The 15,727-nt window shown below is 42.9% G+C and carries 11 protein-coding genes; 1 reads left to right on the forward strand and 10 read right to left on the reverse strand.

All coding sequences use genetic code 11. From position 1 onward, the window contains the following. Nucleotides 1–115: 115 nt before the first annotated feature. From clpB to crp, 3 genes are all read right to left on the reverse strand, one after another. Entirely contained in the window at nt 116–2,695 is a 2,580-nt protein-coding gene (gene clpB / locus LOZ91_RS00235) for an ATP-dependent chaperone ClpB (protein ID WP_180075753.1), read from the reverse strand. 579 nt (nt 2,696–3,274) lie between these two features. Further along, on the reverse strand, nt 3,275–4,324 hold the full coding sequence (locus LOZ91_RS00240) for an NADP(H)-dependent aldo-keto reductase (protein ID WP_244782446.1): 1,050 nt from the start codon (nt 4,322–4,324) through the stop codon (nt 3,275–3,277). Nucleotides 4,325–4,515: 191 nt separating this feature from the next. Further along, nucleotides 4,516–5,223, reverse strand: a complete 708-nt coding sequence (crp, locus tag LOZ91_RS00245) for a cAMP-activated global transcriptional regulator CRP (RefSeq protein ID WP_005171629.1) — start codon at nt 5,221–5,223, stop codon at nt 4,516–4,518. 147 nt (nt 5,224–5,370) lie between these two features. Here crp and LOZ91_RS00250 point away from each other — a divergent pair, with 147 nt between their 5' ends. Continuing rightward, entirely contained in the window at nt 5,371–5,793 is a 423-nt protein-coding gene (locus LOZ91_RS00250; protein WP_005171632.1) for an OsmC family protein, read from the forward strand. 88 nt (nt 5,794–5,881) lie between these two features. Here the strand turns inward: LOZ91_RS00250 and LOZ91_RS00255 are convergent, their stop codons facing one another. From LOZ91_RS00255 to LOZ91_RS00285, 7 genes are all read right to left on the reverse strand, one after another. Beyond that, entirely contained in the window at nt 5,882–6,919 is a 1,038-nt protein-coding gene (locus tag LOZ91_RS00255) for a metallophosphoesterase (RefSeq protein WP_244782447.1), read from the reverse strand. Nucleotides 6,920–7,572: 653 nt separating this feature from the next. Then, the gene (locus LOZ91_RS00260; protein ID WP_244782448.1) at nt 7,573–8,256 is read right to left on the reverse strand and encodes a hypothetical protein; all 684 of its coding nucleotides are present in this window, start codon (nt 8,254–8,256) and stop codon (nt 7,573–7,575) included. A 151-nt stretch (nt 8,257–8,407) separates the two neighbouring features. Then, complete coding sequence (locus LOZ91_RS00265) at nt 8,408–8,713, reverse strand: DUF6527 family protein (protein WP_244782449.1); 306 nt, start codon at nt 8,711–8,713, stop codon at nt 8,408–8,410. After that, complete coding sequence (locus tag LOZ91_RS00270) at nt 8,710–9,456, reverse strand: N-acetylmuramoyl-L-alanine amidase (protein ID WP_244782450.1); 747 nt, start codon at nt 9,454–9,456, stop codon at nt 8,710–8,712. Before LOZ91_RS00270 ends, LOZ91_RS00265 begins: the two co-directional genes overlap by 4 nt. Continuing rightward, nucleotides 9,453–9,812 (reverse strand): hypothetical protein, encoded by a 360-nt coding sequence (locus LOZ91_RS00275; protein ID WP_244782451.1) that lies wholly within the window; start codon nt 9,810–9,812, stop codon nt 9,453–9,455. Before LOZ91_RS00275 ends, LOZ91_RS00270 begins: the two co-directional genes overlap by 4 nt. Nucleotides 9,813–9,870: 58 nt before the next feature. Then, entirely contained in the window at nt 9,871–10,047 is a 177-nt protein-coding gene (locus tag LOZ91_RS00280) for a hypothetical protein (RefSeq protein WP_244782452.1), read from the reverse strand. 3 nt (nt 10,048–10,050) lie between these two features. After that, a complete protein-coding gene (locus tag LOZ91_RS00285; RefSeq protein ID WP_244782453.1) occupies nt 10,051–15,714 on the reverse strand; it encodes a phage tail protein in 5,664 nt (1,887 codons plus the stop codon). Between the last annotated feature and the right edge of the window lie 13 nt (nt 15,715–15,727).

The following is a 15,727-nucleotide window of genomic DNA, read 5'->3' on the forward strand; positions in this document are numbered from 1 at the left end:
TATTAAAAATAGCTGTCACTTTTAAGCAATTTTTTTACTGATATGACCTGAATTGTCAGCCATCAAAAAACCTAGCCGAAGCTAGGTTTTCTGAAAATTAAAAGGACAGGCAATATTAGCTAACTTTCATTTTCTCGAAGATTAAATCACCCGCTTCGGCCTGGACCAGAATCGTATCACCCGGCTGGAATTCCCCTGCAAGGATTTTTTGAGCCAGGCCATTTTCAATACGTTGCTGGATCGCACGTTTTAACGGACGCGCACCATACAGCGGATCGAAACCGGCATCAATTAACTGATCGAAAGCACTGTCATCTACCGACAGACGCATATCACGCTCTGCCAGGCGCTGACGCAAGCGATTCAACTGGATATCGGCAATACCGCGAATCTGGTCTTTTTCCAGCGCATGGAAGACCACCAGTTCATCAATACGGTTAATAAACTCCGGACGGAAATGTTCCGAGACCGCATTCATCACTACTGTACGAACTTCATCACGTGTTGCATTAACGCCCAGTTCACGCATATCCTGCGAACCCAGGTTCGACGTCATAACGATCACGCTGTTTTTAAAGTCCACTACCCGGCCTTGCGAGTCAGTTAAACGACCATCATCCAGCACCTGTAGCAAGATGTTAAACACATCCGGATGCGCTTTTTCGACTTCATCGAACAAGATCACGCTATAGGGTTTACGACGTACCGCTTCCGTCAGCACCCCGCCTTCTTCATAACCCACATAGCCCGGAGGCGCACCGACCAAACGACTGACCGAATGTTTTTCCATGAATTCAGACATATCAATACGAATCATGGCATCGTCACTATCAAACAAGAAGTTTGCTAATGCTTTGGTCAATTCTGTTTTACCCACACCCGTTGGACCCAGGAACAGGAATGAGCCACTTGGACGGTTCGGGTCTGACAGACCTGCACGTGAACGGCGTACCGCATTCGACACCGCAACCACAGCTTCTTCTTGCCCCACCACACGGTTATGCAGGAACTCTTCCATATGCAGCAGTTTGTCACGCTCACCTTGCAACATTTTCGCCACAGGAATACCGGTGGCCGCACTGACCACCTCGGCAATTTCATTGTCGGTGACTTTGTCACGCAGCAGTTTCGGTGCTTCACTTTCTTCAGCAGCTTCAATACGTTCCAACTGTTTTTGTAACTCTGGAATGACGCCATACTGATAACGTGCAGCTTCAGCCAGATCACCTTCACGTTGTGCCTTGTCCAGTGCAATACGGGCCTGATCCAGTTTGATCTGTACATCCTTATTGCCTTCGACCAGCGCCTTGTCGGCACGCCAGATTTCTTCTAGGTCCTGATATTCTTTTTCAACCGTGGCGATCTGGTCAGACAGATATTGAATCTCAGCTTTGGCACCTGAGTCTTCATCTTTTTTCACCGCTTCGAGTTGCATTTTTAACTGAATCAGACGGCGTTCCAGTTTATCCAAAGCTTCTGGTTTGGAATCGAGTTCCATTTTAATGCGTGATGCTGCTTCATCAATCAGGTCGATGGCTTTATCCGGCAATTGACGATCGGTAATATAACGATGTGACATTTTCGCTGCAGCAATAATCGCAGAGTCCAGAATCTGTACCCCGTGATGCGTTGCATAGCGGTCTTTCAGACCACGCAGAATCGCAATGGTGTCTTCCACACTCGGTTCATCCACCAAGACTTTCTGGAAACGACGCTCGAGCGCTGCATCTTTTTCAATATACTGACGATATTCATCCAGCGTAGTCGCACCGACACAGCGCAGCTCGCCACGTGCCAGCGCCGGTTTCAGCATGTTACCGGCGTCCATCGCACCATCACCCTTACCGGCACCCACCAAGGTATGCAGCTCATCGATGAATAAGATGATTTCGCCTTCGTGTTTGGCAATATCTTTCAGAACGGCTTTTAAGCGTTCTTCAAACTCACCACGGTATTTGGCACCGGCCAGTAAAGATCCCAGGTCCAGCGATAAAACACGTTTACCTTTCAGTCCTTCAGGTACTTCACCATTAATAATCCGCTGTGCCAGACCTTCGACGATTGCCGTTTTACCCACACCCGGCTCACCAATCAGTACCGGGTTATTTTTGGTGCGGCGTGACAGAACCTGAATGGTACGGCGGATTTCATCATCACGGCCAATCACAGGATCAAGCTTGCCTGCCAAAGCACGTTCAGTTAAATCAATGGTGTACTTATTCAGTGAATCACGCTGATCTTCATGATTATTGCTCATGACTTTTTCATCGCCTCGAAATTGATTAATGATCTGGCCTAAGGTTTCTGCCTTTAGGCCAACACTGTTTAATAAGGTTTTTGTGTTACCTGTTTCTGCCAGCGCCAACAGTACCCAATCTGTAGATAGAAACTCATCTCCGGCTTTTTGCGCGAAGCTGTCTGCCAAATGTAATACTTTTGCCGCTTCAGGGCTGAGATTGATATCCGCGGAGGGATTGCTCAGGGTTGCTGCATTACTTAGGGCCGTTTGCAGCTTGGTTTGCAATTCACGCAGATTGGCGCCGGCCTGCTGCAGCAAGCTGACATTGGATGCTTCATCCATCAAGGTGGCCAGAATATGAATCCCATCAATCGAGCTATGGTCTTTAGTCATGGCCAATGATTGTGCATCGGAAAGGGTTTGCTGCAGGCGATTGGTAAATTTCTCAAAACGCATTTTTGTTATTCCTCACAACAAATTTTCTACTTGATGGATATATGGGTGCGATTAATCAGATTTCAAATTATTTTTGTATATTTTTCAAAAACTTATTATCAAAAAATATACAGATTTCAATTATAATATTGGTGTAGTCAAATCATATTTCAAGTAAGCGAAAGAGAATTTTTAATGAGACCCCAAGACTAGCGCTAACTCATCATCTTGATTAAGCTATTTAGTTGTATCGGGATAATTTAAAACAAAATTGGCTTACATATGCTGTCCTAACCCTTCTACCAAATGAAGAACTTCAGAGAGTTTCTGTTCAGTTTGAATCAATACTCGAGGTGATTAATGGCCTTATCACTGATAAAGAAAAATTAGTTCAGCAACTTCCGTATGGCTTTCGCTCATACTTTTGTTTGGGACAAAGTAGTTTCATGATTCATTTTTATAAGAGCATCTTTTATGGATGATGTTTTAATTATGCGGATTTGACGATCCTTTCCCATACTCTTTTTCATTAAAATAAGCGTGTAATCAACAATAAAAAAACACCCTCAATCAAGGGTGCGTCTAAATAACGATAAAAAATTATGGAGCCGGATTTGGCTGCTGACAGTGAATCGCTTCAATACCTTTCAGTACGTCTTCAGATAAATCGATTTCAAAGGCCTGAATATTTTCTTTTAACTGATCCAGATTGGTGGCCCCAATAATAGTACTGGTTACAAAGAACTGCTGTTTGATAAAGGCCAAAGCCAATTGCGTCAAAGTCAGACCATGCTGCTCGGCCAGTTGTGCATATTGTTCGGTCGCCCATTCACTTTCCGGATTGCTATAGCGGCTAAAGCGCGAATATAAAGTAACCCGAGCATTGGCAGGACGCGCACCATGACGGAATTTACCGGTCAGATAACCGAATGCCAAAGGTGAATAAGCCAACAGGCCTACACCTTCGTATTTGGCAATTTCTGACATGCCCATTTCATAAGTACGATTCAATAAGCTATAGGGATTTTGCACACTGACAAACTTAGATAAACCAAGTTTTTCAGCCAGATGTAAAAATTTCATGGTGCCCCATGGGGTTTCATTGGACAGGCCGATATAACGAATGCGGCCTTTTTGAATCTCTTGATGTAAAGCGGTTAAGGTTTCTTCCAGACCTGTTACTGCACGATCTTCTGCCGCTTCTGCATTACCATAGCCCAGCTTGCCAAAGAAATTGGTTGGACGTTGCGGCCAGTGCAGCTGATATAAATCGATATAATCGGTTTGCAGACGTGCCAAGGACTGGTCAATCGCTGATGCAATTTCATCTGCAACGAAACGGGTTCTGCCATCCCGGATATGACTGCCGCCTTGTGAAGGACCGGCAATTTTTGAGGCCAGAAAAAGTTGGTCACGGCCACCGCGAGAGGCAATCCAGTTACCAATCATACGCTCGGTTGCACCTTGCGTTTCAGGTTTTGGCGGTACCGGGTACATTTCAGCAGTATCCCAGAAATACAGTCCCTGATCCAAAGCATAATCCAGTTGCTGAAAAGCCTCTTCCTGTGTGTTTTGCTCACCAAATGTCATGGTGCCCAAACAAATTTCCGGCAAAAGAATGCCTGTATCTGCCAATGGTCTGAACTGCATAAAAAAATATCCTTAAAATTTATCGGTCGTTTATTGCGATCACATGCGCTATAGCCTATCGGAATGATAAGGGGACTTAAATTATCTTTTCTAAAAAGCTTGTGCCAAATTGTTATGTTCGAATGAATTTGTGCTTTTAAAGTAGGGATAAAAAAAGCAAATCAGAAGATTTGCTTTTTTTTATTTTTGACTTATTCGTCTTCGAGCTCACCGGCACTGACCGTTTCTGGCTCCTCCAGAGAAACATCGAAAATCAAAATGGCTTTACCATCAGTTTCAATCATACCCTGTTCTTCAAGTGTCTTCAGTACACGGCCGACCATTTCGCGGGAACAACCGACAATACGGCCAATTTCCTGACGGGTAATACGAATCTGACGGCCATTTGGTAAAATCATCGCCTCAGGCTGAGAAGACAAGTCGATCAGGCAACGTGCAATACGGCCTGAAACATCAATGAATGCCAGATCAGTCACTTTACGTGTGGTATTTTTCAGACGGCGTACCAGCTGAGCAAATACCGCATAGCTCAGATCAGGATATTGCTTGCTGATTTCATGAAAATTTTCATAGGTGATTTCAGCAATTTCACACACATCACGTGTACGAACTTCTGCAGTACGTTGTGGATTTACCTCAAATAAACCCATTTCCCCAAAAAAGTCACCTGGATTTAAATATGCCACGACAATCTCACGATCATCATCTTCACGAAGAATGATGGATACAGACCCCTTCAAAATCAAATACAAAGATTTAGATTCTGATCCTGCATCAATAATCGTAGTACGTTTTGGATAACGATTAATATATGCACGTTTTAACAGTGCTTTCACGGATTCTGGTAATTGCCCCGGAGAAAGCGCATCTGTGCTCAATTGTGAAAAGTTTGAAGTCATGCTTACGGTTCCGAATATGGATAATGTATAGATCGCACAAGACCTAATGTGAACTTGTCACACAGTGGGATTGAAATTCCGTATCAACCCAATTTATGTTAGTGTACAGTTACTTGACAAATTTATAGCTTTTTTTAGGTAGTTGCAATGCAAACAAGCGTTCATTGGTTAGAGAATGTTGCTTTTGAAGCAAAAACTCAAAGTGGTCATACCATCATTATGGATGGTTCAGCGGAATATGGCGGTGAAAACCGTGGTCCCCGTCCAATGGAACTCCTTTTAACCGGTCTGGGTGGCTGTGCATCTTTTGATATTGTGACCATTTTGAAGAAAGCTCGTCAGGATATTAGCGATGTACGTTGTGAGTTAAAGGCTGAACGTGCGGATACAATTCCGGCAGTTTTCACGAAAATTCACTTACATTTTGTCGTGACAGGCAAAGCCATTAAAGAAAAACAGGTGGCAAAAGCCGTAGAACTTTCTGCAGAAAAGTATTGCTCTGCCAGCAAAATGCTTTCGGATGGCGGCGTTGAAATTACCCATGATTATGAAATTATCGAAGCAGAATAAACTTGCAATCTTCTAAAAATAGCAGCCTGAATGGCTGCTTTTTTATCCCAACAAATTGCCGGGAAAAATTTCTGAAGACTCTATCTGATTAAGTCCCTTGAACCAGGTAATGGGTGCCATCTTCAAAGATCAGAATATTGTCTGGAAATCTTAAAGCGCCAAGTCGATGTCTGAACGCGACGCCCTGCTGACGATCGAGATAGCGTTTGCCCACTGAATAGTCTACACAAAATACGTTTTGCTGTTGTCCATACCATTGCAGTGCATCGATCGATTTGAGTAAACCGGTTTTTTCTTCAGTGGGTTTAAAATTCCGCCAATAATGTCCGGTAATCACTGGAATTTGATCGGTATAACTGTCCCACCATGGCAACCGATCGATCATACGCCATCGGCCACCGGCGTAAATGGGTTGCACCGCGATCTGTTCTGCACCTGAAGTGATGACCCGAATTGGATTATGCATCTGCTCACGCAGCTCTTTTTCTGCGAGGTGTTGCAATAAAGGTAAAGTTGCAGCTGGGTCTTTGAACTGGTGTTGGTATTGTTGCTGTTCATTCTGTATTAATTCATTAATACCTAAGGCTTGCAAATCCAGCGCTGTATGCTCAACGAATTTAGCATAGGCTTCTCTGAGCGAATTGAAATGAGAATCACGTAATCGATCAATGGATTGCTGATGCCAGCAGGCATGTACCACACGCAGCTGCTCAGACTCGAGCGCCACCGGCAAGCGATTTAAAAAATCCAGAATCCACTTATGGTCTGTGGCTGAAGCCTGTATGGAATCAAAAGGTTTCAGATCATCCTGATGCGGTGAACCAAAAAACCAGCCATTGCCTTCCCGAAAAGTATCGGTCAACAGGTTCAATTCATGATTACCCATCACACATTGTGCATAGCCTTCATCTACCAGTTGTTTGACCCGTTTAATCACCGCAACACTGTCTTGCCCCCGATCACACAGATCACCAACAAAAATCAGTTTACGCTGCTCAGGATGACGACCGTGTCGGTCATAACCCAACACATGAATCAGTTGTTCCAGTGCTGCAATCTCGCCATGAATATCCCCAACGATATCCACGGGGCCAGTGAAAGCCTGTTGTATAAATGAATATTTCACTTATGCATCCTGAGTTAAAATGAAGCCAGATGAACATCCTTGGAGTATGCTTTAAATTTTTTTAGATCGGAATACAGAACACTAGATACTTTAAATAGTTCAGTTAAAATATGTCAGGTTTAAATAAAGATTTTTTATAAAATATATTTTATCTTGATTTTAAAATGACCTAAAAAATACCAGACATAATCCTTATATGCTTTAAGAGTTTAGTCCTGCTATTTTTTGTATTTTTGAGGGCAGGCTGGACTTTATGAAACAATTAAATTTATTACATTAAAATTAAGTCATAAAAAAGCCCATTCTTTGAATGGGCTTTTTTGAATCTTGGTAGGTATATCCAGACTCGAACTGGAGACCTCTACGATGTCAACGTAGTATCTTTATAGTAAAAACAATAGGTTATTTTAATATGGGACAATCTTGGTCTAAACGTGACTTTATCCACAAGTCTTAGAATCCTTGTGTAAGCTGATTATATCATCTATTTTGAAATAAAAAACGTGAGAGATAATAATGAAAACATGGATCTACTTTTATATAGAGCACACGATAAAGAATGGAAGGATTTTTAGGAAAGAGTCTGGGTGGGGTGTGATGGTGAAAGCCGCGTCCAATTAGGCGTGGCTTAATAAATCTTTTATAGTTTATGATTATAATTTTTCGTATAGCTGAGCGATGAAATTTTCTATACGCTGAATAGCATTATTTAAAAATGGCAATAAATCTAATTTACTATCACCAATTAAAATTTTCCTATCTTTTGTGATTTTAAAATCCACTGAAATTTCACCTTTCTTGGTAACCATTAAGTTACCTTGATCTAAAATAAAATCATCAGTAGTCTTCCCGCTAACAATATTACCTGACCACGTTACCTTAGTACCTGATCCAACTTGGATTAAACCCATCCCGCCAGCAAATACTGAAATAGATTTAACTACTTCACTATCGTGCGTTATCTGAATAGAGTTATCGTGCTTGGTATGATTTGTAAGATCGCATAAAGTTTTGAGCCATGAATCATCTTCTTTGAAATCATGTAATACAATAATTTCTTCATAAAGTTCTGGAAGTTCAATCTTTAGTAGCGGTAATTTTTTATGAGCCACTTCTTCGAATTTTTCAAGTGTTTTCCCATAAGGGAAATACAAACGGTCTTTTGATTGAGGCTTACTCAATCTTAAATTAATATCCTGTACTGCATACTCTAGGCAGCTGCGTAAGTGCTCTAATATTGATTTTACTTTGGGTTTAGATATCTTCTTATGGTTAGAAATAATTTGGTAAGTGTCTTCTGCTTCTTCAATCAACTCTAAAATAGAATCTTTTCTCATATCGACTCTTCAAAATCAACAATAGCTAAAATTACCTCATTAGAGTTTGTGGAATCAATAGTCCAATAAATTAAATTTTAGAATTACCAATTGATCTGAATAATTAAAATATGCTGTGCAGCCTGATAACAGAATGCACAGCGTTAAAACCCTAAACATCAATTGGTATCATATCAACTGTCTGCCCAGCTAATTCATGATGACAATCAGATAAAAATTGAATCTTTCCATCTGTCAAAAATAAATGGCAGCGGCTTGCTAGATGATGATCATTCACCAGCAATGATGGCGTAAATGTTGGTTTATTTATATCACCATTAAAACTCCATTTACTGCCATTTGGATGTCCACCCACATGGAATGGGTGTAAATACTTGCAGCCAGGACACTTGAATAAGTACATCCCACTACTCCAATACTCCAAATAGGGAGTGAGTTGTGTTACGTCTTCAGTCATGCTACGTCCTCATGCTCAATCAGAACTTTAGCCACAGCCTTAGCAGCCAGCCAGTAGCGTGCATTAAATCGGGCAAGTTCGTCTTCATTTGAGATAAAACCAAGCTCCACAATCAAGCCACCGGCATTCACGTATGCCAGACGACCACGCGCAGATTTACTTTGATCAATCCAACCGTTATCACCACGTAAGCGACTGCCAAGCGCATCTGCCACGGCCTTCGATAGGTCTTGAGCTAGTTTTTTGTCTTTCGGCAATGCAATCGTTTCAATGCCATTCGCCTGTTTTGATGTTGCAGCATTCATGTGGAATTCGACTGCCACACTTGAGCCTTGAATTAATTTTACCGCAGCAGACAATGGATCGTTTTTGGTGCCGGTTCCATCAGTTTTGACCTGTAACCCCGCTTCACGCAAATAATAAGTCACTGCATTTCGGAAATTGACGACCAGATCCGCTTCTTTGATTTTTCCATTAACTGCCCCCGGGTCTGTATTACTATGACCGGCTGTAATCGTAGCGAATCCTAAAGGCTGATTGTGTAATTGTGGTTGTGCAATTTTACGGCCCACCCAACTTAAAGCTGGTAATACAGTGCCAATAATAAAAGGTGCATATTGTTCAGGGATAAAATTAAAGTCTAATGCCCACTGAATAACTAAAACTGCAAGCATTAAAAAAGCCCCCAGTAGTGGGAGCTTTACGGATAAGTACTGAAGTGCACTTTCATTGATTAATTTCATTTTAAGGTTTCCTCAAGTCGAGTGACTTTTTCTTTAATTAGGGACTGGTTTTGATGAATTTGAATGATTGAGGCGCCCACACCGATACATGCAGCCAGGATTGAGCCACCGCAGAGACCGATCCAGAACTTTAAAACTCCAAGGCCGCCATCCTGTCTTGCAGACTTATTCTCAAGGTCTGATACCTTCAGCTCCACTGCATCGAGTTCCTTGCGGATTTCATCAATCGAGTTCTTGTGGTGTTCATTGATAAAGGTTTGCCGCGCAACATGGTCCAGAATCAATCGAATGTCTTTATGAATGGAGTCAATTTTTCCCTCCCATCCATTATTGTTGTACGGCCTATTTTCAGGCATACATCCCCCTAAATTTTGGCAATAAAAAAGCACCCGAAGGTGCCTTTGATCTTATCTACTATATTTTAGTCAACTCACCATCACGCACATGAAATTGTGCAGGAGATACTTGGGAATCAACCTGTATATACTCTTGACTATCTTCAAGATGAATCGTCTCAGCCAAGAACTCAGGGCATTCAACTACATTTTCAATCTCACCAGATGATTTATCATAAACTGCATAATAAGCCACTTTTTATTTCCTCATTGTCATTGCGTGTATGTATCGCTGTGAAACACTAATATTTCCTCCTGATACTGCAATTAATTGAAGCTGGAAGGTTCCTGCAATTCCAGTAGAATCATGCCTTGAAATATTCATGGTTCCTGCTCCTCTTGATTGGTTGTCAATATCTACTGAGTGCGTGTGCCCGGGATCGGCTGCAGATGTAAAACTAGAACTATTCACATTAAATGAGTGGCTATGCGTTCCAGCAGAATTGGTTCCTGCTGAATCACTGAAGCTGTGGCTATGAAAAGTACCACCGGCATTAGTTGAGCCCGTATTTCCAGAAACACTTACACTATGGGAGTGACTTCCTTCATTGCTTGTATTTCCTGAAAAAGAAACTGAAACCCCGTGTGAGTGCGATCCCGATAGTGATGTGGTTTTTCCAACAGTGTTAGACTCTAAATAAAATACCTCAAGATTTTCAAATACAACATTTCCATTTTTAAGAACCCGGCACAATATTTGTTGTTTTGTAGAGAATCCGATAAAGCTAAATACAGCACCGAAAGTTAAAATTGTATGCCCCATATCTGCAGGAACATACAGTGTTTGAATTGTCGTATATGTTGCACCGACAGTTTGAACAGCTTCAGCAAATGCCGAAACAGGAACAGTCACTGCATTATCTTTAATCTTGAGGGTATCAACAGTGAGATTATCAATCTTGGCTCCAGTCACCGCTAAGTTGTCAATTTGAGCGGTTTTCACAGCCAAATTATCAATCTTCGCAGTCTTAACTGCTAAATCTTCAATATGCGAAGTTCTAACAGACTGATAATCCATCATTGCTGATTTTAGATAGGCAGAGACTGGAAACACTGTGCCTGTCACTGGATCAGTAAACGGAGTATTGCGGAAGATAAACGGGTAATAACCTGTGCTATTCCCTGAACCAATCGCAAATGAATCAAAGTTCAAAATGAAATTAGATTCTTTGCCATCATTAGCCCCGCCCCATCCTGCAACCTTGCCGTTCACATCCAGTTTAATGTACTTTTGCGCATACAAACCGTTTACTGATTGGCTGACTTCCTGTATTGATGCTGTGTTGCCATTTACTGTTGTTTGAAGTGTGGTGGTTGCTTGCACGTTTGCAGAAACAGCATCGGCATTCGCTTTGATTTGTTGCTTGTATAAAGCATCATTTCCGCTAATCGTTGCAAGAACTTGATCAGTTCTTTGCGCCTGAGCCATATCACCTTCAATTAGCGCAGACTGTAACGACCAAACACCTGTAAGACCTTCTGTGCTACCAATAAAGTCATCAGTCGAGCCGATGAGCTTCGGATTGACTTGCGCATACACGCCGTCAATTTTGGTTGCATTTGCGCTAATTTTCCCATCTTGCTCCGACACTTTTGCGTCAATTTGAGATAGTGCGCCAGCGCTAGCCTTTGTTCCAAGTTCGGCCGTAATTTCCTCAATTTTGTTCGCATTCGCGTCTGACTTTGATGCTGAAGCGGTTGCTTTTTCTAGTGCACTTGCTGCTGTGGCCGCCGCAGCATCGGCATCAAGTGTATTTTGATCTGCTACCGCCTTGACTTCGGTCACTAAAGTTGAAAGTGCTTGTGTGTCATCAATTGCGGTTTGAGCCTTGATCGTTGCTGACGCTGCATTCACTAACGCCTCATCTGCTGTGCCTCGTGCCTCGTCTGCTGTGGCTTGAGCCGCATCTGATAAAACTTTAGCTGCTGCAAGTGCTGCATCTGCCTTGCTTTTTGCATCCAAAGCTGCCGCTGCTTTTGCTGCTGACTCCGCTGCATTGGCTTTTGATGTAGCGTCATTTGATGCTGCTGCCTTGGCTGCATCCGCTTCGGCTTTCGCTTTAGCATCTGCATAGGTTTTGGCCGCTGCCTCTGCAGCGCTAGCTTTTGATGCAGCGTCAGAAATTGCACGATCTGCTGTTTCTTGTGCAGTTAGTGTGCGACTGTCCAGCGCGATAAGTAGTTGACTATTGGAGTCTGTATCATTAACCACACTCTCTATGTCAAAACGAATATTCGCTAAAGCGGAATCGTTGATTGCCCGATAATCCACAAGTGCTTTTGCGTTGGCGCTATCTGCGTCAGCACGCGCTTGCGATTCACTAAAGATATTGGCTTCGTTGTCGCCCACACGAGAGCTCATATTAAGAAGAGATTCAGCGAGTGCTTGGTCAGCGTCAGCAAGTGATGTGAGCTTTTCATTAATCGATGCAGTATTTCCACCAAACTCAACATTCAGGGAGTCAATGCGTTCTGAAAGTGCGCTATCCGCACTCACGCGGGCAGTCTGTTCTGTGAAAATATCGGCGCTGTTTTTTTGGACCGATACGGTCAGAAAGTCAGTACGTTGCGCTTGATATAAATCCCCCTCCTGAACAGCACTGATAATAGTCCATGTGCCGGAATAGCCATTTTCGTTTCCGATCAAGTCATCGGTTGAACCGATCATTGTTGCATCGGTTACGATTTCAACACCAAGCACGCGTTCTGCTAGCGCGCCATCTGCATCAATACGAGCATTTCGTTCATCAGAAACTAGTGCTTGAACATTCAAATTATCTTGCTTTGATTCTGCACGTACTGTTTCAATCAATAGTGCTTGCGCTGAATCGGAATCAGCTCGAGCAGTTGCCTCCTGATTAATTGCAGCAGCGTTTTCATCAACTTCAGCCAACACTGAATCAATACGCTGACTTAGTGCGCTATCCTCACTTGTAAGTGTGATCAATTCTTGCTGAATAGCAGCAACGTTGCCATCAAAGCTTGAACTTACCGTGTCAATACGCTGACTTAACGCACTATTTTCAGATAATCGCTCGGTTCTTTCGGATAATATTGCGGTTGATGTTTTTGCTGCCTCGGCTAGAATTGCAGCATTTCTGGCGGCGGTCTCAGCGCTAATGGCGGTGTTGCGTGATGTAATTTCTTGTGCAATTGCAGACTGACGATCCTGTATTTCTTGAGCCAAGCCATCGTCTAAGTTTTGAATTGCTGTAACTCGTTGCTGACGTTCTAAAGCAAGCTCATCGCTGATTTGATCTGCCTGAACTTGAACAGCAGTAATATTGTCAATCAAATTACCAACATCACCATCTAAGCCTGCAATTGTGTCGATCTTATCGATCTTGGTTTGCAAGTTTTGGTGTAATTCTGACTCAGTAATTTTGCCCGACAAAATATCAAGCACAGCAGATGCATCGGCTGAAGTTGTAGCACTGACCCAATTCGACCACGGGCCGATATTCCCGATTCGATCAATCAAACGTCCGCGGAAATAACGCTTTAAATTTGGCTGCATTCCCTGAATATCATGCGTTGTTGTCGGATATGCAAACAAGCCAAGTTGCGCAGCATTGGCACCATTTGCAGTGCTTGCAATCTCAATTTCTGTATAAGCAGTATCGAGCGCACCTATCGCAGGGAAGTTCCAGTTTAAACGGTAGCCAAACAAGATGCCTGTCGCTGCAATATTAGCTAGGGCAGGTGGTAGACCTTGCTTACCTGACAACGTAGTCAGCATTGAGTAAGTTGGCAGAGATGCAACATCAAATGCTGAAATCGCAGTAACACGTGCTTCGTAATTACCCGCATAAATGCCCTGTACTTCTACCGAGTTACTACCCGTAATCGGTAACTTAATCCACGAGCCATCATCTTTACGCCACTCAACTTGATACTTTGTAGCACCTTGCGCTTGATCCCAAGTAATCACCATGGTTTCAATAGATAGACCTTGCTGCACCATGTTCTCGGACGAAATCAAAACATTGGTGACAGGTGCCTGAACAGTCGGATTAATGATGGAAATCGGACGCTCATCAATGAAAGCACCGAAGTCAATTGCATTATATTTTGCTGACTCGTATTGCAAACCAGTGATAGAAAATTGATGCTTCTCATCTTGAGTAATACTCATGACGCGAAACTTCATGGTTTTTAAATCTTGAGCATCAACAACCCAAACATTTTCTGCTGCAACGGATTCAAACGCCACTGTGACCGTGACATTTCGCCCAACTTTTGATGACACAATTCGCGTTTGCGCCTTGCCATTTTCACCATTTACAACAAGTCGATCACCTGCACGACACACCACATTGTCACGATCTAAAGTAATGGTACGCAAGTTTGCAGAGACTTTAGAGATACGCCCACCGTTGGCACGACCTGCAAAAAGCTCGTCTGCGATTTCAATCACGCGGCCCGGCTGTGGAATATAGCCATCAAGACCGACCTTAAAAGATACGGTTCGGGTTTCTAGTTGCTCAGACTTCAAGGCCCAAAGACCTGCACGCTGTGCCTGACCCTCAGAAGTACAACCCCATGCATCAATTTCAGCAATACGCACACCGAGCTTTGCGATAGCTGCTTCATCACGAACATAGACATACTCAGTTTTATAGTGATTTGCAGGGTTATCCCATGCAACCTTAGCAACTGTGTGACGGTCACGCGCACGTGTGCCTGTGTATTCAAACATGCCATCGATGACGTTGGCGCGAGTGTAAGTAAAGTAAGTGTCTTGCGGAATATCGGCATCACAGACGATTGAATTGCCGTCCCAATAGGAGATTGCACGGAATACGCCTGCCAATTTACTCAAAATGGTATAAGCATCTTCGGTTGATTGCAGATACACATTACAAGTAAAACGCGGCTCCTGACCGCCTTTACCGTCATCAATCATTTGGTCGCAATACTGTGCCAAGCGATACAAAGACCACTTGTCCAGCATTGCAGATGTTAATCGATCACCCAAGGCATAGCGCTTTGCGGTGCAAATATCGTAATAAATCCAAGCCGGGTTATTGGTATAAGCGCGTTTAAAAGTGCCATCCCACATGCCTGCATAGGTACGTGCAACCGGGTCATAGTTAGATGGAACCTGAACCTTAATCCCTTTTAAATCGACTGCGACTTTTGCCACATTAGAGAAGGTTTCCGCGTCATATTGCAGGCCAAGTAAAGCCGTATTTGGATAGCTGAGTTTTAGATCAATGACCTCAGTCAGCGCATCTACATACATCTTGTCGCTGATGTATTCAGATGTTGAATTTGGTGTTAATCGACGCACACGAACTGTCCAACCGGTATCAGACTTTGGCAAATCAATACGATGTGAGCGCTCATAGTTTGCGGAAGTTTTATCAGCGATCTGAGTATTTAAAACCTCAGTCCATGTGCCGCCATTCGTTTGCAAATCAATCGCATATTGAATCGTGATGCCTTTTACATCGCCATTTTCAGCATTCTGCTCACGTAGCGGCCCCCACTTAAAGCGCAAACGGATTGCATCCAGATCGGTATTGGCAAGTGAGCGAACCCAAGGCGATTCAGACTTTAATTCAACATTGATTGCAGTTTCAGAGGAGATATCTGGAAAGCCTTCGATATGAGTCTGGTCATTAGTACCATGACGAAAATCAGCTTGAACATCTTCAAAGTTCCAGCCACCTGCCGGATTCTGTAGTGGTGTTTCTTCCAGGTAAACCGATTGCAGACCATTGGCCAAGCCTTCAACTTCACCTTCAGATAAGCCATATAGAATTTTAATATAGGTCTTAGATTGGGCTGAATCTGGCGCAATCACTGCTTTTCTTGCTTTGCCTTGCCCTGCTTTTGCGCCTTTAATTACTGCGTTCATACTTTTCCTTAGA

The sequence above is a fragment of the Acinetobacter sp. F-1 genome (assembly GCF_022869025.1).
Lineage (GTDB): Bacteria > Pseudomonadota > Gammaproteobacteria > Pseudomonadales > Moraxellaceae > Acinetobacter > Acinetobacter pseudolwoffii.

Bases quoted from the DNA above. Each gene is read 5' to 3' on its own strand.
- clpB (WP_180075753.1), bottom strand. From the start codon at position 2,695: ATGCGTTTTGAGAAATTTACCAATCGCCTGCAGCAAACCCTTTCCGAT.
- LOZ91_RS00240 (WP_244782446.1), bottom strand. From the start codon at position 4,324: ATGCAGTTCAGACCATTGGCAGATACAGGCATTCTTTTGCCGGAAATT.
- crp (WP_005171629.1), bottom strand. From the start codon at position 5,223: ATGACTTCAAACTTTTCACAATTGAGCACAGATGCGCTTTCTCCGGGG.
- LOZ91_RS00250 (WP_005171632.1), top strand. From the start codon at position 5,371: ATGCAAACAAGCGTTCATTGGTTAGAGAATGTTGCTTTTGAAGCAAAA.
- LOZ91_RS00260 (WP_244782448.1), bottom strand. From the start codon at position 8,256: ATGAGAAAAGATTCTATTTTAGAGTTGATTGAAGAAGCAGAAGACACT.
- LOZ91_RS00265 (WP_244782449.1), bottom strand. From the start codon at position 8,713: ATGACTGAAGACGTAACACAACTCACTCCCTATTTGGAGTATTGGAGT.
- LOZ91_RS00270 (WP_244782450.1), bottom strand. From the start codon at position 9,456: ATGAAATTAATCAATGAAAGTGCACTTCAGTACTTATCCGTAAAGCTC.
- LOZ91_RS00275 (WP_244782451.1), bottom strand. From the start codon at position 9,812: ATGCCTGAAAATAGGCCGTACAACAATAATGGATGGGAGGGAAAAATT.
- LOZ91_RS00285 (WP_244782453.1), bottom strand. From the start codon at position 15,714: ATGAACGCAGTAATTAAAGGCGCAAAAGCAGGGCAAGGCAAAGCAAGA.